22 protein-coding genes and 1 pseudogene are annotated in these 24,142 nt (G+C 60.9%); 16 read left to right on the top strand and 7 right to left on the bottom strand.

The features are described 5' to 3' along the window. Nucleotides 1-30: 30 nt before the first annotated feature. The 8 genes from MJQ68_RS02505 (at nucleotide 31) to MJQ68_RS02465 (ending at nucleotide 6,469) form a co-directional block, all read left to right on the top strand. Nucleotides 31-1,242 (top strand): TolC family protein, encoded by a 1,212-nt coding sequence (locus MJQ68_RS02505; RefSeq protein ID WP_238749401.1) that lies wholly within the window; start codon nucleotides 31-33, stop codon nucleotides 1,240-1,242. A 13-nt stretch (nucleotides 1,243-1,255) separates the two neighbouring features. Beyond that, the gene (locus MJQ68_RS02495; RefSeq protein WP_319937466.1) at nucleotides 1,256-3,052 is read left to right on the top strand and encodes an efflux RND transporter periplasmic adaptor subunit; all 1,797 of its coding nucleotides are present in this window, start codon (nucleotides 1,256-1,258) and stop codon (nucleotides 3,050-3,052) included. Nucleotides 3,053-3,059: 7 nt separating this feature from the next. Then, nucleotides 3,060-3,632 carry a helix-turn-helix transcriptional regulator gene (locus MJQ68_RS02490; RefSeq protein ID WP_238749400.1) on the top strand — a complete coding sequence of 191 codons (573 nt, stop codon included), beginning with the start codon at nucleotides 3,060-3,062 and terminating at the stop codon, nucleotides 3,630-3,632. A gap of 81 nt (nucleotides 3,633-3,713) precedes the next feature. Beyond that, nucleotides 3,714-4,220, top strand: a complete 507-nt coding sequence (locus MJQ68_RS02485) for a DUF3347 domain-containing protein (protein ID WP_238749399.1) — start codon at nucleotides 3,714-3,716, stop codon at nucleotides 4,218-4,220. 73 nt (nucleotides 4,221-4,293) lie between these two features. Continuing rightward, the gene (locus MJQ68_RS02480; RefSeq protein ID WP_238749398.1) at nucleotides 4,294-4,746 is read left to right on the top strand and encodes a DUF305 domain-containing protein; all 453 of its coding nucleotides are present in this window, start codon (nucleotides 4,294-4,296) and stop codon (nucleotides 4,744-4,746) included. A gap of 16 nt (nucleotides 4,747-4,762) precedes the next feature. Continuing rightward, on the top strand, nucleotides 4,763-5,125 hold the full coding sequence (locus MJQ68_RS02475; RefSeq protein WP_238749397.1) for a four-helix bundle copper-binding protein: 363 nt from the start codon (nucleotides 4,763-4,765) through the stop codon (nucleotides 5,123-5,125). Between the two features lie 84 nt (nucleotides 5,126-5,209). After that, nucleotides 5,210-5,428: a heavy-metal-associated domain-containing protein gene (locus MJQ68_RS02470; RefSeq protein ID WP_238749396.1), complete on the top strand. Its 219-nt coding sequence runs from the start codon at nucleotides 5,210-5,212 to the stop codon at nucleotides 5,426-5,428. 93 nt (nucleotides 5,429-5,521) lie between these two features. Beyond that, on the top strand, nucleotides 5,522-6,469 hold the full coding sequence (locus MJQ68_RS02465) for an SDR family oxidoreductase (RefSeq protein WP_238749395.1): 948 nt from the start codon (nucleotides 5,522-5,524) through the stop codon (nucleotides 6,467-6,469). Nucleotides 6,470-6,576: 107 nt separating this feature from the next. On the opposite strand, the gene MJQ68_RS02460 is transcribed toward MJQ68_RS02465, so the two are convergent. Then, the gene (locus tag MJQ68_RS02460; RefSeq protein WP_238749394.1) at nucleotides 6,577-7,215 is read right to left on the bottom strand and encodes a VTT domain-containing protein; all 639 of its coding nucleotides are present in this window, start codon (nucleotides 7,213-7,215) and stop codon (nucleotides 6,577-6,579) included. Between the two features lie 42 nt (nucleotides 7,216-7,257). Further along, complete coding sequence (locus MJQ68_RS02455; protein WP_238749393.1) at nucleotides 7,258-7,761, bottom strand: hypothetical protein; 504 nt, start codon at nucleotides 7,759-7,761, stop codon at nucleotides 7,258-7,260. A 100-nt stretch (nucleotides 7,762-7,861) separates the two neighbouring features. On the opposite strand from MJQ68_RS02455, the gene MJQ68_RS02450 reads away from it, so the two are divergent. The 7 genes from MJQ68_RS02450 (at nucleotide 7,862) to MJQ68_RS02420 (ending at nucleotide 14,325) form a co-directional block, all read left to right on the top strand. Then, nucleotides 7,862-9,346: an alpha-amylase family glycosyl hydrolase gene (locus tag MJQ68_RS02450; protein ID WP_238749392.1), complete on the top strand. Its 1,485-nt coding sequence runs from the start codon at nucleotides 7,862-7,864 to the stop codon at nucleotides 9,344-9,346. A gap of 28 nt (nucleotides 9,347-9,374) precedes the next feature. After that, nucleotides 9,375-10,241 carry a YitT family protein gene (locus MJQ68_RS02445; protein WP_238749391.1) on the top strand — a complete coding sequence of 289 codons (867 nt, stop codon included), beginning with the start codon at nucleotides 9,375-9,377 and terminating at the stop codon, nucleotides 10,239-10,241. A gap of 108 nt (nucleotides 10,242-10,349) precedes the next feature. Beyond that, on the top strand, nucleotides 10,350-10,748 hold the full coding sequence (locus tag MJQ68_RS02440; RefSeq protein ID WP_238749390.1) for a hypothetical protein: 399 nt from the start codon (nucleotides 10,350-10,352) through the stop codon (nucleotides 10,746-10,748). A gap of 42 nt (nucleotides 10,749-10,790) precedes the next feature. Beyond that, entirely contained in the window at nucleotides 10,791-12,134 is a 1,344-nt protein-coding gene (locus MJQ68_RS02435; RefSeq protein WP_238749389.1) for a glutamine synthetase family protein, read from the top strand. Nucleotides 12,135-12,193: 59 nt separating this feature from the next. Beyond that, nucleotides 12,194-13,216: an aminoglycoside phosphotransferase/kinase family protein gene (locus tag MJQ68_RS02430; protein WP_238749388.1), complete on the top strand. Its 1,023-nt coding sequence runs from the start codon at nucleotides 12,194-12,196 to the stop codon at nucleotides 13,214-13,216. Nucleotides 13,217-13,222: 6 nt separating this feature from the next. Beyond that, nucleotides 13,223-14,071 carry an HAD-IIA family hydrolase gene (locus tag MJQ68_RS02425; protein ID WP_238749387.1) on the top strand — a complete coding sequence of 283 codons (849 nt, stop codon included), beginning with the start codon at nucleotides 13,223-13,225 and terminating at the stop codon, nucleotides 14,069-14,071. 2 nt (nucleotides 14,072-14,073) lie between these two features. Beyond that, nucleotides 14,074-14,325 (top strand): hypothetical protein, encoded by a 252-nt coding sequence (locus tag MJQ68_RS02420; RefSeq protein WP_238749386.1) that lies wholly within the window; start codon nucleotides 14,074-14,076, stop codon nucleotides 14,323-14,325. A gap of 16 nt (nucleotides 14,326-14,341) precedes the next feature. Here the strand turns inward: MJQ68_RS02420 and MJQ68_RS02415 are convergent. The 4 genes and pseudogenes from MJQ68_RS02415 to MJQ68_RS02395 form a co-directional block, all read right to left on the bottom strand. Then, nucleotides 14,342-15,340, bottom strand: a pseudogene (locus MJQ68_RS02415) (glycoside hydrolase family 43 protein). Nucleotides 15,341-15,557: 217 nt separating this feature from the next. Beyond that, a complete protein-coding gene (locus MJQ68_RS02405) occupies nucleotides 15,558-16,076 on the bottom strand; it encodes a DUF3124 domain-containing protein (protein WP_238749384.1) in 519 nt (172 codons plus the stop codon). Nucleotides 16,077-16,152: 76 nt separating this feature from the next. Then, nucleotides 16,153-18,426, bottom strand: coding sequence for a pre-peptidase C-terminal domain-containing protein (locus MJQ68_RS02400; protein ID WP_238749383.1), 2,274 nt, complete (start codon nucleotides 18,424-18,426; stop codon nucleotides 16,153-16,155). Nucleotides 18,427-18,631: 205 nt separating this feature from the next. After that, nucleotides 18,632-21,676, bottom strand: coding sequence for an FAD-binding and (Fe-S)-binding domain-containing protein (locus MJQ68_RS02395; protein WP_238749382.1), 3,045 nt, complete (start codon nucleotides 21,674-21,676; stop codon nucleotides 18,632-18,634). 87 nt (nucleotides 21,677-21,763) lie between these two features. Here MJQ68_RS02395 and MJQ68_RS02390 point away from each other — a divergent pair, with 87 nt between their 5' ends. Continuing rightward, complete coding sequence (locus MJQ68_RS02390) at nucleotides 21,764-22,336, top strand: DUF3109 family protein (RefSeq protein WP_238749381.1); 573 nt, start codon at nucleotides 21,764-21,766, stop codon at nucleotides 22,334-22,336. An 88-nt stretch (nucleotides 22,337-22,424) separates the two neighbouring features. Here the strand turns inward: MJQ68_RS02390 and MJQ68_RS02385 are convergent, their stop codons facing one another. Beyond that, entirely contained in the window at nucleotides 22,425-24,092 is a 1,668-nt protein-coding gene (locus MJQ68_RS02385) for a M1 family metallopeptidase (protein ID WP_238749380.1), read from the bottom strand. Between the last annotated feature and the right edge of the window lie 50 nt (nucleotides 24,093-24,142).

Below are 24,142 nucleotides of genomic sequence, written 5' to 3'. Positions count from 1 at the left end.
CGAAATTCACTAATTAATAGGCGAGCTGTGGTGTCACTTGCAGCGCTCCTGCTAGCCGTGACCTGGGGCGGGGCCGCGGGTGCGCAGTCTCTGGATTCCCTGCGCAGCCTACTCCGCCAAGACAATCCAGAACTGATAGCCCTGAGCTACGACTACCGGGCCGCACTGGCGGTGAGTCCGCAACTCCGCCAGCTTCCCGACCTGGAGATCAGGGGCGGCGTGTCCATTCTGCCGGTCGAGACCCGCCTCGGTCCCCAGCGCGCCCGCGTGATGGTCACCCAGATGCTCCCCTGGCCGGGCACCCTGGTGGCTATGTCCGCACTAGCCGATGCCCGCGCTCAACCCCTGTTGGAGCAGGCCGCCGCCCTGCAACTCGAGCTGCTATACCGGCTGGAAACTACCTACTACACCATCGTCGCCGCTGAGGAGCAAGCCGCCGCGCTCCGGGAAAGCCTGGACCTCTACGCCAGTCTCCGGGAAGTCGCCCTGACCCGGGTAGAAAACTCCCGCGGTAGCTCGGTCGATGCATACCGCGCGGAGCTGCAGACCAATCTGCTCCAGCGCCGCATCGAAGCCCTACGTGCCGAGGCTGCCGCGGCCTGGACTACCATCGAAGAACTCGTTAATCAGCCGCTGCCCCGCACGCTGGTTGTACCCCAGGTTGCCCTGCCCCGCGAGCTGCCGGACGAGCTATCCCTACAGGATCACCCCCAGATCCGCGTGTTCGCCTTACAGGAAGAGATCTCGCGCCGCGCCGTAGTCCTCAGTGATCTGGAGGCCCGTCCCAGCTTCGGCGTGGGGGTGGACTATATCCTCACCGGTCCGCGTACCGACGCCGAGCCGGAGGGCAACGGCCGCGATGCCATCCTGCCCCGGGTTATGCTCCGCCTCCCCCTGAGCGGGGGCAAATACCAGTCCAAGCGCGACGAGGAGGCCCTACGCATCCAGGCTATCGCCACCCGCCGCACTTCTGTGACCAACCAGCTTACCGCTACCATCCGGCGCGCCGAGATCGCCCGCCTGGACGCCGAACGACGCCTATCCTTCCTCCGTCAGCAAGTCAATACGGCCGCGGCCGCCCTCACGATCGCTCGCAGCGAGTACGCCAACGGGCGACGCCCCTTCGACGAGCTGCTACGACTCGAAAACGAGCTCATCGACTACCGCCTCGAAGCCATCACCACCCAGCAAACCCTCCTCAACCAGGCCGCCCTCGTGGACCGCTACCTGCCACGTCGCTAAACTCCCCCACATCATGAAACTTCAGACGATCCTCTCTATCGCCTTCGCGCTTCTCGTTGGTCTGCTTGGCGGATATATCCTCTTCGGTGGAGCGGACGAGCATGCGCATACTGTACTGTCGGCGGACGAGCAAGCTCGGCAGACGACGGAGCATACCACCTGGACCTGCTCCATGCACCCCCAGATCCAACGCGACGAGCCCGGTGACTGCCCCATCTGCGGCATGGACCTCATCCCCCTCGCAGCCGGCAGCAGCAGCGACCCTACCGTACTCACGATGACCGAAGCCGCGGTTGCCCTGGCCCGGGTACGCACTACGGAGGTAGGCGCGTCATCCCCCCTCTCCGCTGGAGCGGGGTTGGGAGAGAGGAATCTACAACTCACCGGTCGCCTGGCCCTAAACCAGACCACTGCTACCGTACAGTCCGTCAACTACCCCGGCCGCCTGGAGCGGCTACTGGTTACCTACCCCGGTGAGGAGGTACGGGCCGGCCAGCAGATCGCCACCATTTACAGCCCCGAACTGGTCGTAGCCCAGGAAGAGCTTCTGGAGGCCGGCAAGCTCGCCGCCCTGTCGCCCGAGCTTCTCACCGCCGCCCGCAACAAACTGCGTAACTTCAAGATCAGTGAGGAGCAGATCGCGGAGGTCGAGCGCAGCGGTGAGGTCATCACCAACTTCCCGGTCTACGCCGAGCGCAGGGGCACGGTATTGGAGGTGCGCGCCCGGGTGGGCGACTACGTCATGGCCGGCGGCAGTCTGTACACCCTTACCAACCTTAGCCAGCTCTGGGCGCTTTTCGATGCCTACGAAGGCGACCTGGCGCAGGTACGGGTGGGCGACCGGGTCAGCTTCACCGTGGCCTCCCTGCCGGAGCGGACGTACACCGCGCGGGTGGCCTTCATCGACCCCCTCGTCGATCCGCAGACGCGCACGGCCTCGATCCGCGCCGAGGTCGACAACCGCTCCGGCCGGCTGAAGCCGCAGATGTTTATCCGGGGTAGCATTGCCCCCTCGGCCGGCGCGCGAAGCCTGCGGCAATCCTCGGCGGACGAGGCGCTGGCCGTGCCTAAGTCCGCCGTACTCTGGACCGGTGAGCGCTCGGTCGTCTACGTGGAAGTACCGGACGCGGCCGTACCCACCTACCAGTTTCGGGAGGTGACGGTCGGTCCGGCTGCCGGCAATACCTACCCCGTCCTATCCGGCCTTACGGCGGGCGAGCGCGTAGTGACCAATGGCACTTTCCAGCTCGATGCCGCCGCCCAGCTCAACAACCAGTTCAGCATGATGAACCGCGACGTGATCGTGCGGGGCCGGGAATCCGAGGAAGTCACGGCCTTGGTACTACCCAACTACCGCGACGAAGCGCCTGCCGCGTTCCGGGAACAGCTTGCCGCAGTAGCCGCAGCCTACCTGCCGCTCAAGGACCGGTTAGTTGCTAGCCAGACCGCCAGCCCGGATATCCTGCAAGACCTGCGTACGGCCATTTCCGCGGTCGATATGTCCCTAGTCGACGGCGCGGCCCACCGCTACTGGATGGAGCAGTCAGATGCCCTCACCACCCACCTGGGCGGGGTCGCGGGTGCGGAGTCGGTAACTGAGCAGCGCGTACAGTTCGGCTTCCTGTCGCAGGCCCTGATCAATACGCTGACGGCCTTCGGAGCTACCGATACGCTCTACGTGCAGCACTGCCCCATGGCCTTCGACGGGGCGGGGGGCAACTGGTTGAGCGACGAGCTGCCCATCCGCAACCCCTTCTACGGAGACGCTATGCTGACCTGTGGCTCCACCATCGACACCCTCAGTAAATAAAGGAGCTATGCACGACAAGCAACACGTATATATCGATAATATGGTCTGCAGTCGCTGCAAGCTGGTCGTACGGCAAGTCGCCGATACGCTGGGGTGGCGCATCGAGCGGATCGAACTGGGCTTACTTTCGGGCTGGCCTCCGGACGGGGACGACGATATACTAAGCAAACTGAGCCAGCAGCTCGGCTCCCTCGGCTTCCGTATCCGGGAGGGGCAGGGCGGGGTGGTCAGCCGGATCAAGGGACTGATCGTGAGCTACGTGTATGACGACCGGGCAGACACCTCCCGTTCCCTGTCTGACCTGATCAGTGCCGATATCGGGCAGAGCTACTCCCACCTCAGCCGGATGTTCAGCCGGGAAGAAGGGCGCACGATCGTCGAGTTTTACCGCCTGCACCGCATGGAGCGGGGCAAGCAACTCCTGACCCAGACCCACGCGCCGGTCTCCGAAATCGCCCGCAAGCTCAACTACGGCAGCGCCGGCCGCTTCACGGCGGTGTTCAAGCAGGACACCGGACTATCCCCCACCGCCTTCCGGGCCCGGGGATATTACACGCCGCGCCCGCTAGATGAACTGTAGCTGCCGCATAAAACAGTAAGCATTAGCAAAGTATGAGTACGCCCGACCGGGCAAACCCGTGTTGTGTGTATAAAAAGAACCATGATGCACCGGTATATACTGCTCCTTTTCTCTCTGCTGCTCCTTGCCTGCGGCAACAGCACCGCCCAGGTAGAACACCAGCCGGTCATGGCTTCCGCTAACTCCGACGCTGAGTTTGCCGATGCGATGATCGACAAGGTGTTTCAGAACTACCTGCACCTGCGCAGTGCCCTGGTCAACGCGGATACAGAATCGGCCGTAACGGCGGCCCGTGCTATATCGGAGGCGCTTACCGATGAGTGGCGTGGTGCCAAGACCGCTGCTTTTGTGATCAGTCTTACCCGGGACATCACTGCACAACGGGCTGCATTTGCTGACTTAAGCGAAGAAATAGCTCCCTTGATAGAGCACGGATTAAAGACCGGCACCATTTACAAGATGCACTGCCCCATGGCCTTCGACGGAGCGGGTGCCGACTGGTTCAGCGAGGTAGCCGAAGTGCGCAACCCCTTTTACGGAGACAAGATGCTCACCTGCGGCAAGGTCACTGACACAATCAGCAAGTGATGACCGATTCCCGCCAATCCCACCGCACCGGCGCGCCGCCGCCCAGCCCCCGCGTCACGAGCAGCATACCGGAATGAATCCTTACCTCAAGTTCGGGCTTATGATGACCGTATCCTTCGTGGTGATGTACGCCGTGATGTTTTTGAACGTAGACCGGCTGGATCACGTGATGCTCAGTCCTACCCGCACCTATATGACGTTGCTGATGATTGCCCCGATGGTCCTGATCATGATGGGCTTCATGTGGGGGATGTACGAACGGAAGGTCTGGAACTACGCAATTATGGGAGTAGCGGTGCTCACGTTTGTGCTCTGCTACGCCGGTCTGCGCGAGCAAACCTTCGTGAGCGACGTGCAGTGGATGAAGGCCATGATCCCCCACCACTCGTCGGCCATCATGGTCAGCGAAAAGGCCCACTTGAAGGATCCCAAAGCCATCAAGCTCGCCGAAGAAATTATCGAAGCTCAGGAGATGGAGATCGCCCAGATGAAGCGTATGATCTATCGCCTGAAGCAGCAAGACTAACCAAACCCGTTTTACTATGAGTCTATCCGTATCCGTTACCGATCAGTACACCAGCTGCATGGAAGCCTGCCTGGAGTGCCTGATCGACTGCAAAGTGTGCCTGACCAAAATGGCGGGCATGAAGTCCATGACCGCCGAAGGCAGCAGCGAAGCTAACTCAGATTGCCCCTACTGCTGCATCCAGTGCATCGAAGTGCTGCAGGCCAGCATCGGTCTGATGGCCGCCGACTCCAAGTTCAGTAAGCAGCAGTGCGCCCTGTGCGCCGAGGTCTGTGAGTATTGTGCCGAACAGTGCGCCGCCCACGACCACGAGCACTGCCAGCGCTGCGCCGAGAGCTGCCGCAAGTGCGCCGCCGAGTGCCGCAAGATGGCCGCTTAAACTCCGGTTGCTAGAAGTACCCCCGTCCGACGGCTTAAGCGGTCCGACGGGGTACTCTATCTTTCCCCATTCAATTTCCTACCCATGAAAACCATGCACTTCAAGACCAATATCAACTGCGGCAGCTGCGTACGCGGCGTCACCCCCGCCCTGGACGGCAAGGCGGGCATCACCGACTGGAAGGTCGACCTCGAAAGTGAGGACCGCATCCTCACGGTACGGACCAATGACCAGCTCACTGAAGACGAGGTAGCTGCCGTAGTAGCCGATGGTGGCTTCGAGGCTAAGCCAGTGGATCGCTGACCCGTCCGTTGGTACACTACGGTGGGTATGGCCTGATTTTGGAACAATCGCGGGTCCAAATGATTGTACCAGCATAACCAAACCAATCCTACCATGTCAAGCGGCAAAAGCGAAATCACCAACGTAGACGAACTTCTAAAATCCATGGTCCCCCCCGGGAACCGCGATGTGGATGCTAACCGCATTCGCAAGGCCATCATCACCGGCGGAGACTCCGGGATCGGTCGCTACTCCGCCCTGGCCCTGGCCAAGGACGGCTGTGATGTAGGTATCACCTACGCCCACCACGAGGACGATGCCAAGGTCACCGCCGAAGCGGTCCGTAAACTCGGTCGCCAGTGCTACATCGTGCACATGGACCTTAGCATGCCCGAGAACTGTATCCCGGCCATCGACACGCTCGTAGAGCAGCTCGGCGGACTGGACATCTTCTTCAGCAATGCCGGTAAGATGACCATGAAGCAGTTCCCCAATCTGGAGCTGTCGGGAATGGACGACCTGTTCCGCGTCAATACCTTCGGCGCCGTACTCGCCACCCAGCGCGCTACCCGCTACATGCTGGGTATGGACCCCGACGGCAATACCTCCAAATTCGAGGAGATCGCCAACATGGCCAAGAAAGTACTGACCGGTGAGGTGAGCAGCCCCCGCAAGACTCCGGGCCGCCTGATCATCAACACCAGCGTGCACGAGCACGCCGCAAGCCCCGCCGATACGACCTACACGATGACGAAGCACGCCCTGGGTGGCTTCATCAAGTGTGCCGCCTTCGCCCTGGCCGGCACCAACATCACCATCAATGGCGTACGCCCGGGTGAGATCGCTACGCCGCTCAATGACGAGCACCCCGAGAAGGCTATGGATATGGAGCGCAAGTTCCTGCCCGCCCGCCGCGTGGGTCATCCCGCTGAGATCGCCAGCCTGGTGCGCTACCTGGCCAGCGACGAGACGCAGTACATCACCGGCTGCAGCTACGACGTAGGTGGTGGCTTCAGTGTAGGCGAGCCGATGGTCATGGAAGGCTACCAGAAACTGGCCTGAGCAACACAGACTAGCTAGTTAGCAAGATTCGATACGTGGGGGAGCCGGGGTGATCACTAATGATCGTGCCCCGGCTCCCCCTTTTACGTTATATCCGCCGGAGTAGTCTAACTGACCGCTCTACCCTTGATCAGCTTAGTGATAGCGGTGATCGCCAACCCGGTGATAAATATGGCGGCCAGTCCGATGACAAGCAGCCCCGTGTGGTCGCGGATGAAGGGCACGTTACCCAGAAAATAGCCCAGACTGATGAGCGAGATTACCCAGATGCACGCACTCAGCACGTTGTAGCGGGCAAAGCGGCCGCGCTCCATCTTAGCCACGCCGGCCACGAAGGGCACCAGGGCCTTCACGATGGGCAGAAAGCGGGAGGTGATCAGGGCAGTGGCGCCGAACTTGCGGTAAAAGGCGTGGGAGCGGGTATAGGCCCGCCGGTCGAGCCACTCGAAGCGCTTGAACATGGCCGGACCAAACTGCTTGCCGAGCCGGTAGCCGGTCCAGGCACCCAGTGAGGCAGCCACGATGAGCAGTGCGATGATGATTAGGGGGTGGATCAGTCCGCCCGCGGCCAGTACGCCGATGGCAAACAGCAGTCCGTCGCCAGGAAAGAAGGGGGCCAGGGGGAAGAAGGCCGTCTCGGTGTAGATGACGGCGAAGAGCAAACCGTAGGTAGCCACCGGATAGGCCAGAGCGGCTTCGCGGAGACTCACGTCGATGTGTAGAAAGAAATCCAGGAGCTCGCCCATGTCCTCACTACAACCGTGGGGCCGGGGGCAATTGTTTCGCGGTCAGACAAACAGCAGGATCAGCGTCAGCACGATACCGGCTGCGGAAAACAGCAGCCCCTTGCGCAGGATGCGGCTACCCGGCATGAACATCCAGAAGGCCGACACGACGAAGAAGAGCAGCGCCACCCCGAAGGTGATGTTGAAATAGTACAGCGGATCCTTGGTGTTGGCCTTGTGCAGGTGGGCCATCTTATCGAGTACGTAGGGCAGTTCCTTGGTAGTGACCACCGCAGCTCCGGACGCGGCGTCGTAGCTGCCGCCGGCGAAGTAGATCTTGTCCCCCTCCGTGCGTTCTACGGCAAAGTTCTTTACGCGCAGCACTTTGCCGGCCTCCTCGGGTGCCAGATTCGCGGCCACCGTGCGTTCGCGCACGACCTCGTTCTTGAGGAAGTCCGTATTGCGGAAGATCAGCACCACGCCGCTAATGGCATATACGGCCATGATGCCGGCCAGAAAAAAGCCGAGGTAGCGGTGCAGGATGCGCATGGTAGCGGAAGTAGCCATCGGGGTTCATTTGGGGAATACGGGGCGCAAGGTACGGCGGGGTCAGGAGCCCAACATCCGTAGCGATCAGGTGTTGCACTACCTAATTAATCGATCACGTATGACTTCCCGCCTTGCCACCCTACTCTCCCTCCTGCTCCTCACCGCGCTGTTTTCCTGCGAACGCCGGGCGGACGATACGCCCATGGTCACTGCCACCACCCAGGAGGTATCCGATCTGGCCGTAGAGCCCCGGATTCCCGACTGGCACAAGGACGCGGTGATCTACGAGGTCAATACCCGTATCTATACCCCCGAGGGCACCTTTGCCGCCTTTCAGGAGCACCTGCCGCGGCTGGCCGATATGGGTGTCGACATCCTGTGGTTCATGCCCATCCACCCGGTGAGCGAGAAGAACCGTAAGGGGGAGCTCGGCAGTCCCTACGCGGTGGCCGACTACCGGGACGTGAACCCAGACTTCGGCACCAAGGAAGATTTCAAGGCGATGGTCGAGGCGATCCACGCCGCGGGTATGCACGTGATCATCGACTGGGTTCCCAATCACACCGGCTGGGACAACGACTGGATCACCTCCCACCCCGACTTCTACACCCAAAAGGACGGTGAGATCACCGACCCCATCAATCCCGAAACCGGCGAGAGCTGGGGCTGGACAGATGTAGCCGACCTCGACTACGACAATCCCGAAATGCGCGACAGCATGATCGCCGCCATGGCTTATTGGGTTACGGATATGAACGTGGACGGATTCCGCGTAGACGTAGCCCACGGCGTACCCGTCGATTTCTGGGAGCAGGCTACCGACAGTCTGTACGCCATCGAGCCACTCTTTATGCTCTCCGAAGGCGCGGTACCCGCCATCGTGAACGACGGAGCCTTCGTGATGGACTACGGCTGGGAAATGCACCACACCCTGAATGAGATCGCCAAGGCGCGCGGCGCCAAGCGGGAAGTCGAGACCGACCTGAGCAACATCGCCCGGCAGGAAGAAGACGCAAAGGACGAGGTGACCGCTCTAGCCATCGATGAAACGCTAGCCCGGCAGCGGGAAGATTACCAACGGGGCTACAAGATGCAGTTCACCAGTAACCACGACGAGAACGCCTGGGCCGGCACCGAATTCCAGCGTATGGGTGACGGCGCGCAGGCCTTCGCCGTGCTCACCGCCACCTTCGACGGTATGCCGCTGATCTACTCCGGACAGGAGTCGGCCGTAGACCGGCAGTACGAGTTCTTCAAGAAGGATCAGATCGAGTGGGGTGACTTCAAGTACGCCGACTTCTACACCAAGCTGTTCGACCTCAAGGAGCGCAACCAGGCGCTGTGGAACGGAGAATACGGCGGTGAGCTGGTCAAGATCCCCACTGGCAACGACGAAAACATCTACGCCTTCACCCGCGAGAAGAATGGCGACCGCGTAGTGGTGATCATCAACCTATCGGGCGAGGCCCAGACGGGTACCCTGGCCGGCGACGGCTACACCGGCACGATGACTGAGCTATTCTCGGAGGACAGTGCGGAGGTGGTCCCCGGTATGGACATTAGCCTGGAGCCCTGGGCTTACCGGGTGTATACGAACAAGTAAGTCGTGGCACTAAGTGGTAGTTTTGCCTATGCCCAAAACGCTTTCCTACCGCGTCTACTTCAAGGATGCCTTCTTCATTGTCACCGGAGTGGCCCTGGCTGCCCTGGGCCTGAAGGGTCTGCTGCTCCCGAGTTCCTTCATCGATGGAGGCGTTACTGGGGTCTGTCTGTTAGTGGCCGAGGTGACCGGTCTGCCCCTGGCCCTGCTTCTGCTGCTGATCAATATCCCCTTTCTCTTCCTGGCCCGTACGGTGATCGGTCGCATATTCGCCATCAAGACCGGTCTGGCGATCGTCCTGCTGGCCCTGACGGTGTGGCTGGTCGAATTTCCCTACCTGACCGACGATCGGGTACTGGTTGCCGTATTTGGCGGTTTTTTCCTGGGTACGGGCATCGGACTGTCCATGCGCGGCGGCAGTGTACTCGACGGCACGGAGGTACTGGCGATCTTCCTGAGCCGTAGGCTGGGCACTAAAGTCAGCGACTGGGTGATCCTGATCAACCTGGTGATCTTCGGGGCGGCGGGCATCCTGTTGCCGCTGGAGCAGGCACTCTACTCGCTGCTCACCTACATCGTGGCCTCCAAGGCGCTGGACTTCATCATCGATGGGGTGGAGGAGTATACGGGCGTGACCATCATCAGTCCGCAGCACCTGGCTATTCGTAGTATGCTGATCGGGGAGTTGGGTACTGGCGTGACCATCTTCCGGGGCGCGGGGGGCTACGGTAGCTCGGCCGATGCGGCCCACGATCAGGACATTCTCTATACCGTGATCACACGCTTGGAGATCCGTAAGCTCACCCTGGCGATCCAGGAGATCGACCCCCAGGCATTCATCACGATGTCGAGCATCAATGACGTGCGGGGAGGCATGGTCAAAAAGCGCGTGGTTTGATCATTTAGCCCTATATTATTCCAGTATATTTGTAGTCCAGATTCAATACCCGTCTCGCTTTCGGAGCCAATATGGCTAGTAGTGTCGTCGGAATCCAACTCACTCGCCATGCGCCAGAGTCCCTTGTCATTCCTCATCGTCCTTGTCCTGATCGCGGTGGCCCCTACCCTGCTGCAGGGCCAGTTGTTTGAGGATATCGACGACCGCCTGACCATCGAGACCATCGACCCCGGCACCTTCTTTGCCGAAGAGGCCGGGCGCGTCGACCGCCTGCTGGCCCGCGGACCCCACCGGAAGAACCCCCAGGCCGCGGGCCGCAACCTTATCCAGTACCGGGCTGCGCGTACTCCCCGTGCCCGGCAGCCCCGCCAGGGTCCGCTGTTCAAGAACCGCCACCGCAGCAGGCCGTACCGACTGACACAGGCTACCCCGGCCCCGGCCCCGGCCCCCCTGCGGCGCCTCACCGGGCCCCGCTATAAAAACCGCAGTGCCAAGACCGGCGGCTGACCGTCCTGGCTATCTTGGGCGCCTACCTAATCCACCTGCCCCATGCGCCTGACCCCCGAAGCCCTGCACCACCTGGATGCCCCCTTTATCAAGCTGGGCATCATGGATACCGACGGGGTGCTGCGCACCAAGTACCTGAGCCGCGATAAACTGCAGTCGGCCCTGGCGTCCGGCAGCAGCCTGTGCAACGTCACCTTTGCCTGGGACATTCAGGATACGGTCTACGCAGACCAGCCGCTACCCGACCCCGGCTTCGCCGATGCCCGGCTCACAATCGACGCCGGTAGCGGCCGTACCCTCCCCTGGGAAGCGGACACGCCCTTGCTGCTGGGTGACTTTAGTAACGATGCCGGTCCGGCCGGCACGGCCTGCCCCCGCAGCCTGCTCCGGCGTACCGTAGCCCGCGCCGCGAAGCTGGGGCTGCGGGCGGAGTTCGGTCCGGAGTACGAGTGGTTCGCCTACCGCGAAACGCCCGCCAGCCTCACGCGCAAGCACTACCGCCACCTCACCCCGCTGAGTCCGGGCATGTTCGGCTACTCCTCCCTACGCACCGGGCAGCACGCCGGTTTTTGGCAGGCGCTGGCCGAGCAACTCAACCAGGTCGGCGTACCCCTGGAGGGCTTCCACACCGAGACCGGTCCCGGTGCCCTGGAGGCCGCCCTGGTTCACCAGTCGCCACTGGAAGCCGCCGACCGGGCCACCGTGTTCAAGGAAACCGTCAAGCAAGTGAGCTACCGCCACGGACTGCTCGCCAGCTTCATGGCCAAACCCTCCGCGGAGCTGCCCGGCTGCGGCGGTCACCTGCATCAGTCCGTCTGGGGCGACGACAACGTGAACCTCTTCCACGAGCCCGCCGGCCGCTACGGCATGAGCGTGCAGGGCGAGCAGTACCTGGCAGGACAGCTGCAGCTACTACCGGCACTGATGCCACTGTTTGCGCCCTTCGTCAACAGCTACAAACGCTACGTGCCCGGGTCCTGGGCCGCGGTGCGCGCCAACTGGGGCATCGACAACCGCACGGTGGCCCTGCGCTACGTATCCGGCACCCCCTCCGCCGCCCGGCTGGAACTGCGCGTGCCGGGTGCGGATGCCAACCCCTACCTGGTCATGGCCGCCGCCCTGACCGCCGGACTATACGGTATCGAGCAGGAGCTCACTCTGGATCTTGCCCCCCTCCAGGGCAGCGCCTATGAGCAGCACATCGGAGCCCCCCTAGCCAAGGATTTGGGCGCGGCCGCAGGTGCGATGGAAGCAGAACCGCTGGTGCGCAATCTGCTGGGCGAGGAGTTTACCGACCAATTTCTGCGTAGCCGGCGGTGGGAATGGCAGCGGTACCAGCGGGCGGTGACGGACTGGGAGCGCGAGCGGTATTTCGAACTGGCCTAGCACTGGCCGGCTACCGCGACTTACCTTGCACCAGCGGCCGCGCCCCCGGCCCCGCCCCCATGAAGAACTACCAGAACATCCTGCGCTACGCCTGGCGTGCCTACGACCACACGCGGCACATCGAGTCGATCACCGACATCAGCGCCCAGGTGTCGACCAACCACGTGTACCGGCTGCTGATGGCGGACGGCAACAGCCTGATCGCCAAGGTGACCTTCTTCGGCTCCTACGAAGCATTTGCCGAAGACCACGTGATCATCAACGTGCTATCCAACAACCTACCGGTGCGCTACGCCGGCCTGCTGAGCCGGGCCCTGATGAAGGGCAACCAGATCTTCTTCCACCGCTACATCGACGCCGATCAGGATGCCTGGATCGTATTTTACCGCCCCATCCACGTGCGGGAGGATGCTCCCAAGCGGCTCTCCGATGACCAAGTGCGGGAACTGGGCCGGGAGATGGCACGCTTCCACTACGACTGCACCCTGGTGTCCGGATCCTTGCCCCGCAGCGACCGCAACATGACCACCGACGTGAATGCCCTGCGCGGTACGGCCCTGGCCGATTATCCGGAGCACGTGGACCTGATCGAGCACCACTGCCGGCTATTTCTGGAAAATACCTTCCGGATCAATGTGTACGGCTTCACCAAGATCCCCGTGTTCGTGGACTGGAACATCGGCAACTTTAGTCTGGCCGACGATGGCAGGCTCAGCAGCCGCTGGGACTATGACTGGTTCCGGCTATCGACCCGGGTGACCGACTTTTACTTCCTGAGCCGGGTGGTGAGCGAAGTGGGGGATATGACGGTGTTCACCTACGAGGTGGACCGGCTGATGGAGGACCGTTTTCTCCTGTTCCTACAGGCCTACCACGAGGTGTTTCCGCTGACCCGCCCGGAGGTGCTGTTCCTGAAGGAGGCCTACCGCTTCTTCCTGCTCAATTACGTGCTGCGGCTGGGTCGTTACTTCTTCCGTCCCAAGATCGCAGACAAGCTAGTCCACGACGTACTCACCGTTCACTTGCCTACCCTAGACGAGCGCTTCACCGCCGAGCGGATGCTGCGTACCCTGAACCTTTAGCCCCGTATGAACTGTAGAAAATTTCTGGACATCACCGCGGACTATCCCGTGATCTTCTTCGATAGCTACGGCGTACTGCGCAATCACCGGGGGCTGATCCCCGGCGCCGTGGAAACCATCGCCAGCCTGCGCGCGGCCGGTAAGCATATCCGCGTACTGACCAATAACGCGGCCCGTAATCCTAAGGCCGCCGCCGACCGGCTGGCTTACCACGGGCTACCCGGTATCCCCGCCAGTGAGATCATCACGAGCGGGGCTACGACCCGGCACTTCCTGGAGCAGAAGGTGAAGTCGGGCAAGGTGGCCTACCTGGGCACGCCCGCCTCGGCCGATTACATCATCGGCGCCGGACTGGAGGCCGTGCCCGTCGCGGAGGTAGATTTCAATCATCTGGACGACATCCGTGCCGTCGCCTTCCTGGACGACGAGGGCTACGATATGAATACGGACGTCAACCTCGTGATCAATCTGCTGCGGCGCTGCCGCGTGCCCGTCGTAGTAGCCAATACCGATCTACTGTACCCCGTAGCCGCTAACGAGGTGGCCCTGGCCACCGGCAGTATCGCGCGACTGGCCGAGTACGTGCTGGGGCGTAAATTCGTAAAGTTCGGTAAGCCTACCTCCCAGATGTTTCAGATGGGCCTGGATAGCGTGGCCCTGGAGTTTTCGGCCGTATCTCCGGGCGATATCCTGATGGTGGGCGATACGCTGCATACCGACATTTTGGGTGGCAATACCTTCGGGGTGGCCACGGCCCTGGTGCTCAGCGGCAACACCCGCGCGGACACCGCCGAGATCGAGATCGAAGCCTCAGGGATCATCCCGGATTACATCTGTTCATCCATAGGAAGCTAAGCATGCCCAAGTACGCCCCCGACGACCTCGTGATCATCCGCCTGCTCCGCAAGTATATGGGGGAGGAATGGTCGGTCGTCCGCCCCCTGATCGTAGCTGCCCTACCCGAGCACATCGACCCCGCCCTGATCGGTAAGTGGGTGGATGAGCGGCCGGAGCCCGGCATCCACATCAACGCATACGGGGTGGAGCCGCGCTTCTACCCCCACCGTACCTCCGGCCGCCTGCTGGAGTTTTACCGGAGTGTAGGCTAGTCAGGCAGTACTACAGCTACTTGCCGTACGGCTCGATGGTCACGATAGCTCCCTCGGGGGTATAGGTCAGTTCGGTCATCTTCACCGAGCGCAGGTGAGTTTTGCCCTTCGACAGGACGGAGTCGTGATAGAAGAGGTACCACTTACCCCGCCACTCGGCGATGGAATGGTGGGTCGTCCAACCCTCGACGGGTTCCAGTACGCGGCCCCGGTAGGTGAAGGGACCGTAGGGATTGTCACCGGTAGCGTAGACGAGGTAGTGCGTATCACCGGTCGAATAGCTGAGGTAGTAGGTACCCTCGTACAGGTGTACCCACGCCCCCTCGAAAAACCGGCGGTCGTGGTCGCCGCTCAAGAGTAGTTCACCGTTCTCATCGAGGATCTCTACGGCGCGGGGTGCTTCGGCCAGACGCGTCATGTCGGCAGTCAGACGGGCCACCCGGGGGAGCAGGGCAGCTTGGTCAGCGGGGGGTTCTTCATTGTCTTCCCCGTAGATATTGTCGCGGTACTTCTGCAACTGCCCGCCCATGATACCACCGAGGTAGAGGTAGTGTTGTCCGTCGGTATCCCGAAACACGGCCGGGTCGATGGAGTAGGCTCCAGGGATGGGCTCCGCTTCGGGGACGAAGGGCCCGGCCGGATCGTCGCCCACCGCTACCCCGATCTGAAAGCGGTCGTTGCTATCGCGGGCGGGGAAGTAGAGGTAGTAGCGGCCATCCCGTTCGGCGGCGTCGGGTGCCTATAGTTGGCGGCTGGCCCAGGGGATATCCTCCAGGCGGAGCGCAGGCCCGTGATCTACTACCTCCGCACCGGGAGCGGCGAGGGAGAGAATCCGGTAATCGCGCATGGCGAAGTGGTCGCCATCGTCGTTCTCGGCGATATCGCTAACGACGTCGTGGCTGGGGTAGATGTAGAGCGTCCCGTCAAAAACATGGGCGGAGGGATCGGCGGTATAGATGTCCGTGACCAGGGGATCGGAGATCGCAGCACGCTCCAGGGAGTCGTAGCGGGTCATGGCGGGTGCGGCCTCGGTGGTAGCGGAATGCTCCGGCGAAGACTGACAGGCCATGAGTAGGAGTAGAGTTCCAAATATAGACGCCCGTAGCAGGTGGACGATCGGGGTGCGGACGGACTGAATCATTGCGGTAGAAGCGTATTGGGTGGGTGAATGATACGAAATCAGGCCGTATCGCCGCACCCGTGACCCCGCCTCACTGGCTTTACGGCTATACCTACTCCACCCGCACACCCCGGGTGCTGAACGACAGTCCCTGCTGCCCGTAAGTGGAGATGTATACCCCTTCGAAGAGCGGCTCGTGTACGTCACGCGGCGTGCTCCATTCGAAGTAGAAGTTGTCGCCCGTACCCCCGGTGCGGTCGCGCATATCGATAATGATGGATACCGTTTCCATCGGTCCGAGGTGGATGGGGTCCTGGAAGTAGTCGCGTACCAGTTGTCCGCCGGTACCGAAGTAGGCCGCGCGGGTGATGTAGACCGTGTCGCGCAGGTTGATGTTGCGGATACTGATGGTGCCGGTGAGGTCGAACAGCCGGTGCTCGGTCTCGGTATAGATCTGCGAATAGCTCGACAGGTAGGTAGCGCCCGAGGCCAGGGTGGTATCGGCGGGCAGGGTGGCGCGGCGGGCGGCCCAGTCGTTGGGGTTGACGGAGCTGACGGTCTGCTCGGGCGGATCGCAGGCGACGGTAAGTAAGGCAAGAAGAGACAACAGGAGGTATAAGTAGCAGCGCATAGTGGCAAGGTACTGTACAGCGTAACTACATGAACGCATTAGCGGAGCACCACTACTGCGATCTCGCTTGCTCTACCTATCGCTTGACGATACGGTCGGTATACATTCTACCATCAGTATGAACACCAAGGATATATATACCCGGAGGCAGATCTCCTAGCTGAAGTACGTCTTGTGTAATGGAACCAGTGTAGACTACTTTACCCAGGGTAGTTAGGAGAGAAACTCTTCCCGTAGGGGGGAGCCCGGTAAGGGCAAGACGGTCGCTGGCAGGATTAGGATAGACGGACACGCCAAGACTACTCAAAGAATGCGTACTGACCACTCCCACGAAGGAAGCGCAGAGATTATACTTCTCTTCAGAAGTTTGATTGTTGTCCTGATCCTCTAACAAGATATAGTAGCTTCCGACGGAATCGATGGGCAGCACGATTTGAAGATCCTGGCCATTGGAAGAAAATTCATCACCGTCGGTAACCAGTGGAGTGATGGTATCTCCTGCGGTGTATATCTCAAGATTTAGGTTGATATCAGCGGGTACGGAGGTGACATCAACGGTCAGACTACCCAGCTCAGTGATATCTACGCGGAACCAATCCCTATCGTTGTCGCCAGTTGTAGTAGTAGTATAGGTCGAGTTTTCACCCCAAATATTATCCTCGAAGCAAGTATCCCGCGGGATAAGTGCGGCCTGGGCAAAAAGCTGATTGACTTCCAGCACATTCGGTGCGAGTGTCAGGCAAAAGGTATAGTTCTCCTCGCTAGTAGCGTTGTTATTTTGGTCGATAACCCGGATGTAGTAGGTCCCGGGCTCCACGTAGGTGGCGGATGATTGGGCTTGACCGTTAGATGTAAATTCATCATTATCGTCGGCGAGCAATCGGGGCTGCCCGTTTTCTAATGCGTAGATCCCTAGATCTAGATTGATGTTTCCGGGCACGGAACTAATCGCCGCCTTGAGGACTCCGGATTGGGTGACCACTACGCTGAACCAATCCTGATCATTGTCCCCCTCAGCACTGGTGGTGAAGGTAGCGTTCTCCCCCCAGATATTGTCCTCAAAGCAGGTATCTTGTGGGATGGGTGCGGCCAGTGCGATGGTCTGATTGACCTCGAGGAGGTTGGCAGTGAAATCCAAACAGAAGCTATACTCCTCCTCACTGGTAGCATTATTGTTCTGATCCTGGACCAGCACGAAGTAGGTGCCCGGCGTGACGAAAGCGGTAGCTACCAGTAGCTGTCCGTTAGCTGAGAAATCGTCATCATCGTCAGCGATTAACCGGGGCTGGCCATTTTCACGGATGTATAGTTCCAGGTTTAAGTTAATGTTGCCAGGTACGGCGGTGAGGGAAGCTTTAAGACTACCTGTCTGGGTGATCTCCACGACGAACCAATCCTGGTCGTTATCACCATCCGCACTGGTAGTAAAAGTGGTATTCTCTCCCCAGATATTGTCGCTGAAGCAGGTATCCTGTGGAATGGGTGCGGCCAGTGCCAGGGTTTGATTCACTTCGAACGCATTGGGCGTCAGGCTCAGACAGAAGTTGTACGTCTCCTGACTGGTAGCATTGTTGTTTTGGTCGATGATACGTATGAAGTAGGTACCTGGCTCGACGAACGCGGTAGCCACCAATAGTTGTCCGTTGCTGGAAAAGTCATCGTCATCATCCGCAATTAGCCGGGTCTGGCCATTGTCTTGAACGTAGATACCAAGGTCCAAATTTAAATCGGCAGGTACTGCGGTAAGCGCAGCCTTCAGACTACCGGACTGAGTGACTACTACCCGGTACCAGTCCTGATCGTTGTCTCCGTCCGCACTGGTTGTGAAGCGCATATTTTCACCAAAGATGCGCTCCTCGATACAAGTATCTTGCGGAATGGATGCGGCCAGGTCGACCGTTTGGTTTACTTCCAGCGCACTCGGAGTGCAGCTGACGGAAATTGTATAAAATTCCGTACTGTTAAAGGCATTATTATTCTGGTCCTCTACGTGCACGTAATATGTGCCGGGCTCTACGAAGGTCGTCGCGGTGAGTGGCTGCCCATTCGAGGAAAAGCTATCATCGTCATCTGCCAACTGCTGCACCTGCCCGTTTAATTGGGCATATATCTCTAAGTTGAGATTGATGTCACCCGGAACGTTGGTGAGTTCGACTGATAGGTATCCGGCAGTTGCAATTTCTACACTGTACCAATCCCGATCGTCTAGACGCTGAATTAAGGCCGTCTGAGAACTACCGCAGGCTAATTTAGCGGCGGTAGCCAGCGTGTTGTTGGGTTCGAAGGTATCCTGAGCGGTGATGGATGAGCTTAACACAAAGAGAAAGGTGAGTAGTAGACAAATTTTCATTTGTTGGGATTTAATCGGGGAGGGTATTATCCGGACCTACTATACATATTCGATGCAGGTATAGTAGACGCTATGACAATACCAATCAGATATCCATACTAAACTATGTAGCTGACCGCATACCCCAAACTCCCAACCCATAATATTTAAACTATTGACAAGAAATGTTCTGAACGGTCGGATCGAAGTGCTGAACTGCAACCCCTCACCAACTCCGCCACAGCACCTCCGCCGTATGCCAGGCCCGCCGCCCCATCCCGTCCTTTAGCTGGTGCCGGCAACTGGTACCTGCCGCTACGATCAGTGTTTTGGTGGAGCGGCCGCGCAGCTTGGCGTACAGCGACTGCTCGGCGATCTGCTGACTTATCTCGTAGTGCTCGGCCTCGTAGCCAAAGGAGCCGGCCATACCGCAGCAACCGCTATCGAGCAGGGTGACGTTGAAGTGGCGGGGCAACGAGAGCACCGCGGCGCACTGACTGGCCTCGCCCAGGGCCTTTTCGTGGCAGTGCACGTGCAGAACCACCTCCTGCTGCACGTGCCCGAAGTCGTCCGGCCCCACCCTGCCGGCGGTAAACTCCCGGAACAGCCACTCGTCAAAGGTGAAACAGTGTCCGCTCAGCACCTGCGCACGCGCCGCCAGATCACCACGGAACAGTTTCGGGTACTCGTCGCGAAAACCCAGAATGGCGGAGGGCTCCAGGCCTACCAATGGCGCCTGCTCCCCTACCCGATCGGCGAACACCTCTACGTTGCGGGCCGCCAGCCGGCGGGCCTCTTTAAGCAGCCCCTTACTGAGTTGGGCACGGCCACTACCGGCATGCTCCGGCCAGTGGACATCGTAGCCTAGCTTCCACCACAGCCGCAGGGCCGCGCGGCCGACCTCCACGTCCTGGTAGTTGACAAACTCGTCGCCAAAGAAGTACAACTGCCCTCGCGTACCCGCCACCGCGGGCCGCTCGCGGGTATAGAAGGTGCGCAGCGACTCCACCGGAAAGCGGGGCAGGGAACGCTCCGCCGCGATGCCTACCAGGTACTTCATGAGCGGCTCGGTGGCGTCCAGCAGTAAGTTGGCCAGCCGGGGCACCCTGCCGCCGGTGCGGTAAAGCCACTCGTTGGCGGCGACCAGACGGGTGCGCAGGGAGAGGCCCTCCCTGGCCTGTTTCTGGTGCAAATATTCCGCCTTCAGATTGGTCATATTGACCGTGCTGGGGCATTCGCTCGTACAGGCCTTGCAGCTCAGACAAAGGTCGAGGGCATCGGCCAGGGCGGGGTGGGCCCAGGGGTCTTCGTGCTGGTTCTGGGTCAGGACCTCGCGCAAGACGTTGGCGCGGCCGCGGGTGCTGTCCCGCTCGTGCAGGGTGGCCCGGTAGCTCGGACACATGGCCCCACCGCTGAGCTTGCGGCAGTCGCCGGAGCCATTGCACTTTTCGGCGGCGCGCAGGATGCCCCCGTCGGCGCTGAAGTCGAGCAGGGTGTCGTAGTCGGCCACCTGCTGCTCCGCAGCGTAGCGCAGTTCCTCATTCATCGGGGGCGCTTCGACGATCTTGCCGGGATTGAAGATGCCCTGAGGGTCCCAGGTCCGCTTGAGCTCCACGAGCAGCTGGTAGACGTCGTCGCCAAGCATTTCCGGTAGGAACTGTCCGCGGACCCGTCCGTCGCCGTGCTCGCCGCTGAGGCTGCCGCCGTACTTCTTCACCAGCCGGGCCACATCGCGGGTGATGTCGTGGAAGCGCTGCCGGTCGGCCGTCTTTTTCAGGTCCAGCACGGGGCGCAGGTGCAGCTCGCCCGCTCCGGCGTGGGCGTAGAAGACTGCATTCTGCCGGTACAGCTGCATGAGGGCCTCCACCTCCTCGATGTAATCAGCCAGATCGGGCAGGGCTACGGCAGTGTCTTCGATGCAGGCTACGGCCTTGGCGTCGCCGACCATGTTACCGAGTATTCCGAGTCCGGCGGCGCGCAGGGCCCACACCTTGTCCGTCTGCGGTTGACCGGCGAGCGCAGGTGTGGCGTAAGCGGGTACGGCGAGCGGACCGGGCTCCATCATCGATCTCCCCAACTGCCGGGCCATCTCCAGCGCAAGGGCGTCGGTGGCGGCGCGGTACTCCACCAGCAGCAGCGCCCGGGGGTCGCCCTCCACGAAGGAGGCGTTCTTGCGCTGGTCGTGATTCTGTAGGGCGAGGTGGAGGATGGTATCGTCCATCAGCTCGCACATGAAGGGGCTGGTCTCCATGGCCAGTTGGGTGGCGCGCAAACTGGCATCGACCGTCGTGAAGTGCAGGGCCACCACCGCCGAGCCCCGCGGCGGCAGGGGCAGGATGCGCAGTTTCAGCTGGGTAGTGAAGGCCAGCGTCCCCTCGGAGCCGGCCAGAAGGGTACAGAGGTTCAGGGGCGGGCCATCCGGATCGAAGGGCGCCTGCCGGGCCAGCAAATCGAGGGCGTAGCCGTTGTTGCGGCGGGTAACGGCGGGCTTGGGGTAGGCTTCCCGGATTTTTTGTCGGGTAGTCGGATTGGATAGGTGCTGCCTTAGCCAACCGTGCACGTTCGCCAGTATGGGGGATTCCCCCTCCCCAGCTGACGCTCCAGCGGAGAAGGGAATAGACCTACTTTCTGGTGAAGAGAAAGACAAACGCTTACTTTCAATACTATTCGGGTCTCCTCCCCTCTCTCCTGGAGAGGGGCCGGGGGAGAGGAAACCGGGGGAGAGGATACCAGCAGAAAGAGACACCACACTCCCATCACTAAGCACCACCCGCGCCTCCAGCGTATGCTCCCGCGTACTTCCCACCGTGATGCTGGTACTGCCACAGCTGTTGTTGCCGAACATACCCCCCAGCGTACAGCGGTTCGCCGTGCTGGTATTGGGCCCGAACCAGTAGCCGTGCTCCTGCAGCGCCGCGTTGAGCTGATCGCGGATCACACCGGGCTCAACGACGGCATAGCCCTCCTCTGCATTGATCTCGATGATCTTGCGCAGGTGGCGACTTACATCGACGATGAGTCCCTTGCCGACGGCCTGTCCGGCCAGACTAGTCCCCCCCGCCCGCGGTGTGATCGGCACCCCGTGCCGCCGCGCGAAGTGCACGCAGGCTACTATATCGGCTTCCGAACGCGGGAAGACTACAGCCCGCGGCAGCTCCCGGTACACGCTGGCGTCGGTAGCGAACAGAATACGGTGCAGGGCGTCGGTCTCCAGCTCACCCTCCAGGCGGGCGGCCAGCATAGACCAGGGGGGTGCGGGGTTGGTAGACATTGGAGAATGGATCGTAGTGGACCGAAGGACCAAAGAGGCAAGATACGGCCTTACCTTTACCCCCTAACCCCTCAACCCCCTGCCCCCTTGTTACTCATTGGCTCCATCCTGGTCTCGGACGATATCGTCGCCGAGCAGTTCGCCTGCAACCTTACCGCCTGCAAGGGCGCCTGCTGCTGGGAGGGCGACTACGGTGCCCCGCTGGACGACGACGAGCTACCCATCCTAGAAGACATCTACCCCGCCGTATCCCCCTACCTCACCGACGCCGGCCGCGCCGTGATCGCCGAGCAGGGAAAGTATACCGCCAACGGTGAAGGCCACGATACCCCCCTGATCGATGGCGGCCCCTGTGCCTACATGACCCTGGACGGTACCGGCACCGCCCAGTGCGGCATCGAGCAGGCCTACAACGATGGGGCCATTGCCTGGAAGAAGCCCATCAGCTGTCACCTCTACCCCATCCGCATCAACAAGAACCCCCACACCGACTTCGAAGCCCTCAACTACGACGTCTGGGACATCTGCTCGGCCGCCTGCACCCGGGGGGAGCGGGAGCGGATCGCGGTATACGAGTTCGCCAAGCCGGCCCTGATCAGAAAGTATGGACAGGCATGGTACGACGAGCTAGCTGCTGCAGTGAATGCTGTAGGAAAATAACTTAACCGCAGAGGGCGCGGAGAAACGCGGAGAGCCATAGGCTACCACTCGCTCAGCGACCCTCTGCGCCCTCTGCGGTTCCCTTGATCTACTCAGGGTTTTCAACTACCTGCCGGTCCACCAAAAAGCGCGTACCATCCACCCGCACGGCATCCAGCGCGATACCCCGCCCCATGGGCTGCCAGTCTGCCGTAGCCGTCACCCGTACCGGCTCGTCGTCGATGAGTAGGCCGAGGGGCATGGCTAGTCCCGGCACGTCCGCCTGCAGCCGGTACATGACCTGACCGTCCGTCTCCCGCAGTTCCAGTACGGGGATGGTGGGGTGCTTCAGGTACTGGTCGAAGAAGGGCTGCAGGTCGCGCTCCGTATAGGCGCTGAAGTAATCGACTACCTGCTGGGTAGTGACGGTAGACCGCTCATGATCCTGGTAGAAGCTGCGGAGCAGGCCTAAGAACAGCGGATCGTCGTTGAGCATCCCGCGCAGGGTATGCAGCATCCAGGCCCCCTTATAGTAGTGGTCGGAGGAGCCGAAGGCGGTGAAGTTCACGCCCAGCGGCCCCAGGATCGGCCGCACGTTCTCGATGTACTTCTTCTGGGTCACCATATACCGGCGGGCATCGGCGGCGCTCATGTGGTACTCCACGTACAGCGCCTCCAGGTAGGTGGTGAAGGATTCGTGGATCCACATCTCGGCGTGGTCCGCTACGCTGATCGAGTTGCCGAAGTACTCGTGGCCGGCCTCGTGGACGATGATGTAATCCCAGTCCATATCGTCGGGGATCAGCCCCCCCAGGTAGCCCCGCATATAGCGGTTACCGTAGGCGATGCCGCTCTGGTGTTCCATACCCAGGTAGGGGGTTTCGATGAGGGCAAAGCCGTCGTCCCAGAAGGGGTACTTGCCGAAGTAGTGCTCGTAGGCCTCCAGCATCGGCGTCACCTGCTTGAACTGTTTCTTGGCCTTGGCGAGGTTGTAGTCCATGACGTAGTAGTCCAGCGCCAGCTCCTCCCCGTCGAAGCTGCGGTAGGTATCCTCGAAGTGCACGTAGTGCCCCGCGTTGATCGATACATTGTAGTTGTTGATGGGGTAGCTGACGAACCAGTCGAAGCGCCGCTTGCGCTCCCCCTCCAGTTCTACTTCCTCCAGCAGATTCCCGTTGCTGGCCACGTACATCCGTTCCGGTACGGTGACGCTGATGAGCATCGAGTCGGGCTCGTCGCTGAGGTGATCCTTATTGGGCCACCAGAGGCTGGCCCCCTCGCCCTCACAGGCCACGCCTACCCAGTAGCGGTAGCGCTGGTCCAGTGCCCAGACGAAGCCGCCGTCCCAGGGCGCATTCTGTGCCTCCCGGGGTTCACCGCCGTAGTGGATTGTCATCCGGTACCGGCTGCCGGTATCCACCGGGTGGGGCAGTTCTACGAATACAGCATTGCCCTTACGGGTGTACCGCAGCTCCGTATCCCCCTGCGTGATGTCGTCGATCTGCAGGTTCTCGTACAGGTCCAGCTGTAGTACCGGCAGCTGTCCGGTGATCGTATAGTCCATATCCACCCAACCCTCGATGGTACGCTCTACGGGGTCTATGTCGAGGTGCAGTCCGTAGAAGGTCACGTCGTAGTTCGCCCGGGCCGGCAGCAGACTCCCCCGCAGCGTATCCGCCTGCGTGAAGGCCGTCGTATCGTAGTAGCCCGTCTCCTGGGCGGGGACGCAGGTGCAGAGGAAGGTACAGAGCAGGAGGGCGGAGAGGCTACGGAGCATGCGCAAATAACGGGCTTTTTGGTGGGTGTCGTACGGCGGTGGTCGCGATG

Source organism: Neolewinella maritima, assembly GCF_923081025.1.
GTDB classification, from domain to species: domain Bacteria; phylum Bacteroidota; class Bacteroidia; order Chitinophagales; family Saprospiraceae; genus Neolewinella; species Neolewinella maritima.
Note: the sequence above shows the minus strand (reverse complement) of the source record. Positions and strands in the feature narration are given on the sequence as shown.

Excerpts from the sequence above, each read along its gene's own strand:
- MJQ68_RS02495 (WP_319937466.1), top strand. The coding sequence starts at position 1,256 with ATGAAACTTCAGACGATCCTCTCTATCGCCTTCGCGCTTCTCGTTGGT.
- MJQ68_RS02490 (WP_238749400.1), top strand. The coding sequence starts at position 3,060 with ATGCACGACAAGCAACACGTATATATCGATAATATGGTCTGCAGTCGC.
- MJQ68_RS02485 (WP_238749399.1), top strand. The coding sequence starts at position 3,714 with ATGATGCACCGGTATATACTGCTCCTTTTCTCTCTGCTGCTCCTTGCC.
- MJQ68_RS02480 (WP_238749398.1), top strand. The coding sequence starts at position 4,294 with ATGAATCCTTACCTCAAGTTCGGGCTTATGATGACCGTATCCTTCGTG.
- MJQ68_RS02475 (WP_238749397.1), top strand. The coding sequence starts at position 4,763 with ATGAGTCTATCCGTATCCGTTACCGATCAGTACACCAGCTGCATGGAA.
- MJQ68_RS02470 (WP_238749396.1), top strand. The coding sequence starts at position 5,210 with ATGAAAACCATGCACTTCAAGACCAATATCAACTGCGGCAGCTGCGTA.
- MJQ68_RS02465 (WP_238749395.1), top strand. The coding sequence starts at position 5,522 with ATGTCAAGCGGCAAAAGCGAAATCACCAACGTAGACGAACTTCTAAAA.
- MJQ68_RS02460 (WP_238749394.1), bottom strand. The coding sequence starts at position 7,215 with ATGGGCGAGCTCCTGGATTTCTTTCTACACATCGACGTGAGTCTCCGC.
- MJQ68_RS02455 (WP_238749393.1), bottom strand. The coding sequence starts at position 7,761 with ATGGCTACTTCCGCTACCATGCGCATCCTGCACCGCTACCTCGGCTTT.
- MJQ68_RS02450 (WP_238749392.1), top strand. The coding sequence starts at position 7,862 with ATGACTTCCCGCCTTGCCACCCTACTCTCCCTCCTGCTCCTCACCGCG.
- MJQ68_RS02445 (WP_238749391.1), top strand. The coding sequence starts at position 9,375 with ATGCCCAAAACGCTTTCCTACCGCGTCTACTTCAAGGATGCCTTCTTC.
- MJQ68_RS02440 (WP_238749390.1), top strand. The coding sequence starts at position 10,350 with ATGCGCCAGAGTCCCTTGTCATTCCTCATCGTCCTTGTCCTGATCGCG.
- MJQ68_RS02435 (WP_238749389.1), top strand. The coding sequence starts at position 10,791 with ATGCGCCTGACCCCCGAAGCCCTGCACCACCTGGATGCCCCCTTTATC.
- MJQ68_RS02430 (WP_238749388.1), top strand. The coding sequence starts at position 12,194 with ATGAAGAACTACCAGAACATCCTGCGCTACGCCTGGCGTGCCTACGAC.
- MJQ68_RS02425 (WP_238749387.1), top strand. The coding sequence starts at position 13,223 with ATGAACTGTAGAAAATTTCTGGACATCACCGCGGACTATCCCGTGATC.
- MJQ68_RS02420 (WP_238749386.1), top strand. The coding sequence starts at position 14,074 with ATGCCCAAGTACGCCCCCGACGACCTCGTGATCATCCGCCTGCTCCGC.
- MJQ68_RS02405 (WP_238749384.1), bottom strand. The coding sequence starts at position 16,076 with ATGCGCTGCTACTTATACCTCCTGTTGTCTCTTCTTGCCTTACTTACC.
- MJQ68_RS02400 (WP_238749383.1), bottom strand. The coding sequence starts at position 18,426 with ATGAAAATTTGTCTACTACTCACCTTTCTCTTTGTGTTAAGCTCATCC.
- MJQ68_RS02395 (WP_238749382.1), bottom strand. The coding sequence starts at position 21,676 with ATGTCTACCAACCCCGCACCCCCCTGGTCTATGCTGGCCGCCCGCCTG.
- MJQ68_RS02385 (WP_238749380.1), bottom strand. The coding sequence starts at position 24,092 with ATGCTCCGTAGCCTCTCCGCCCTCCTGCTCTGTACCTTCCTCTGCACC.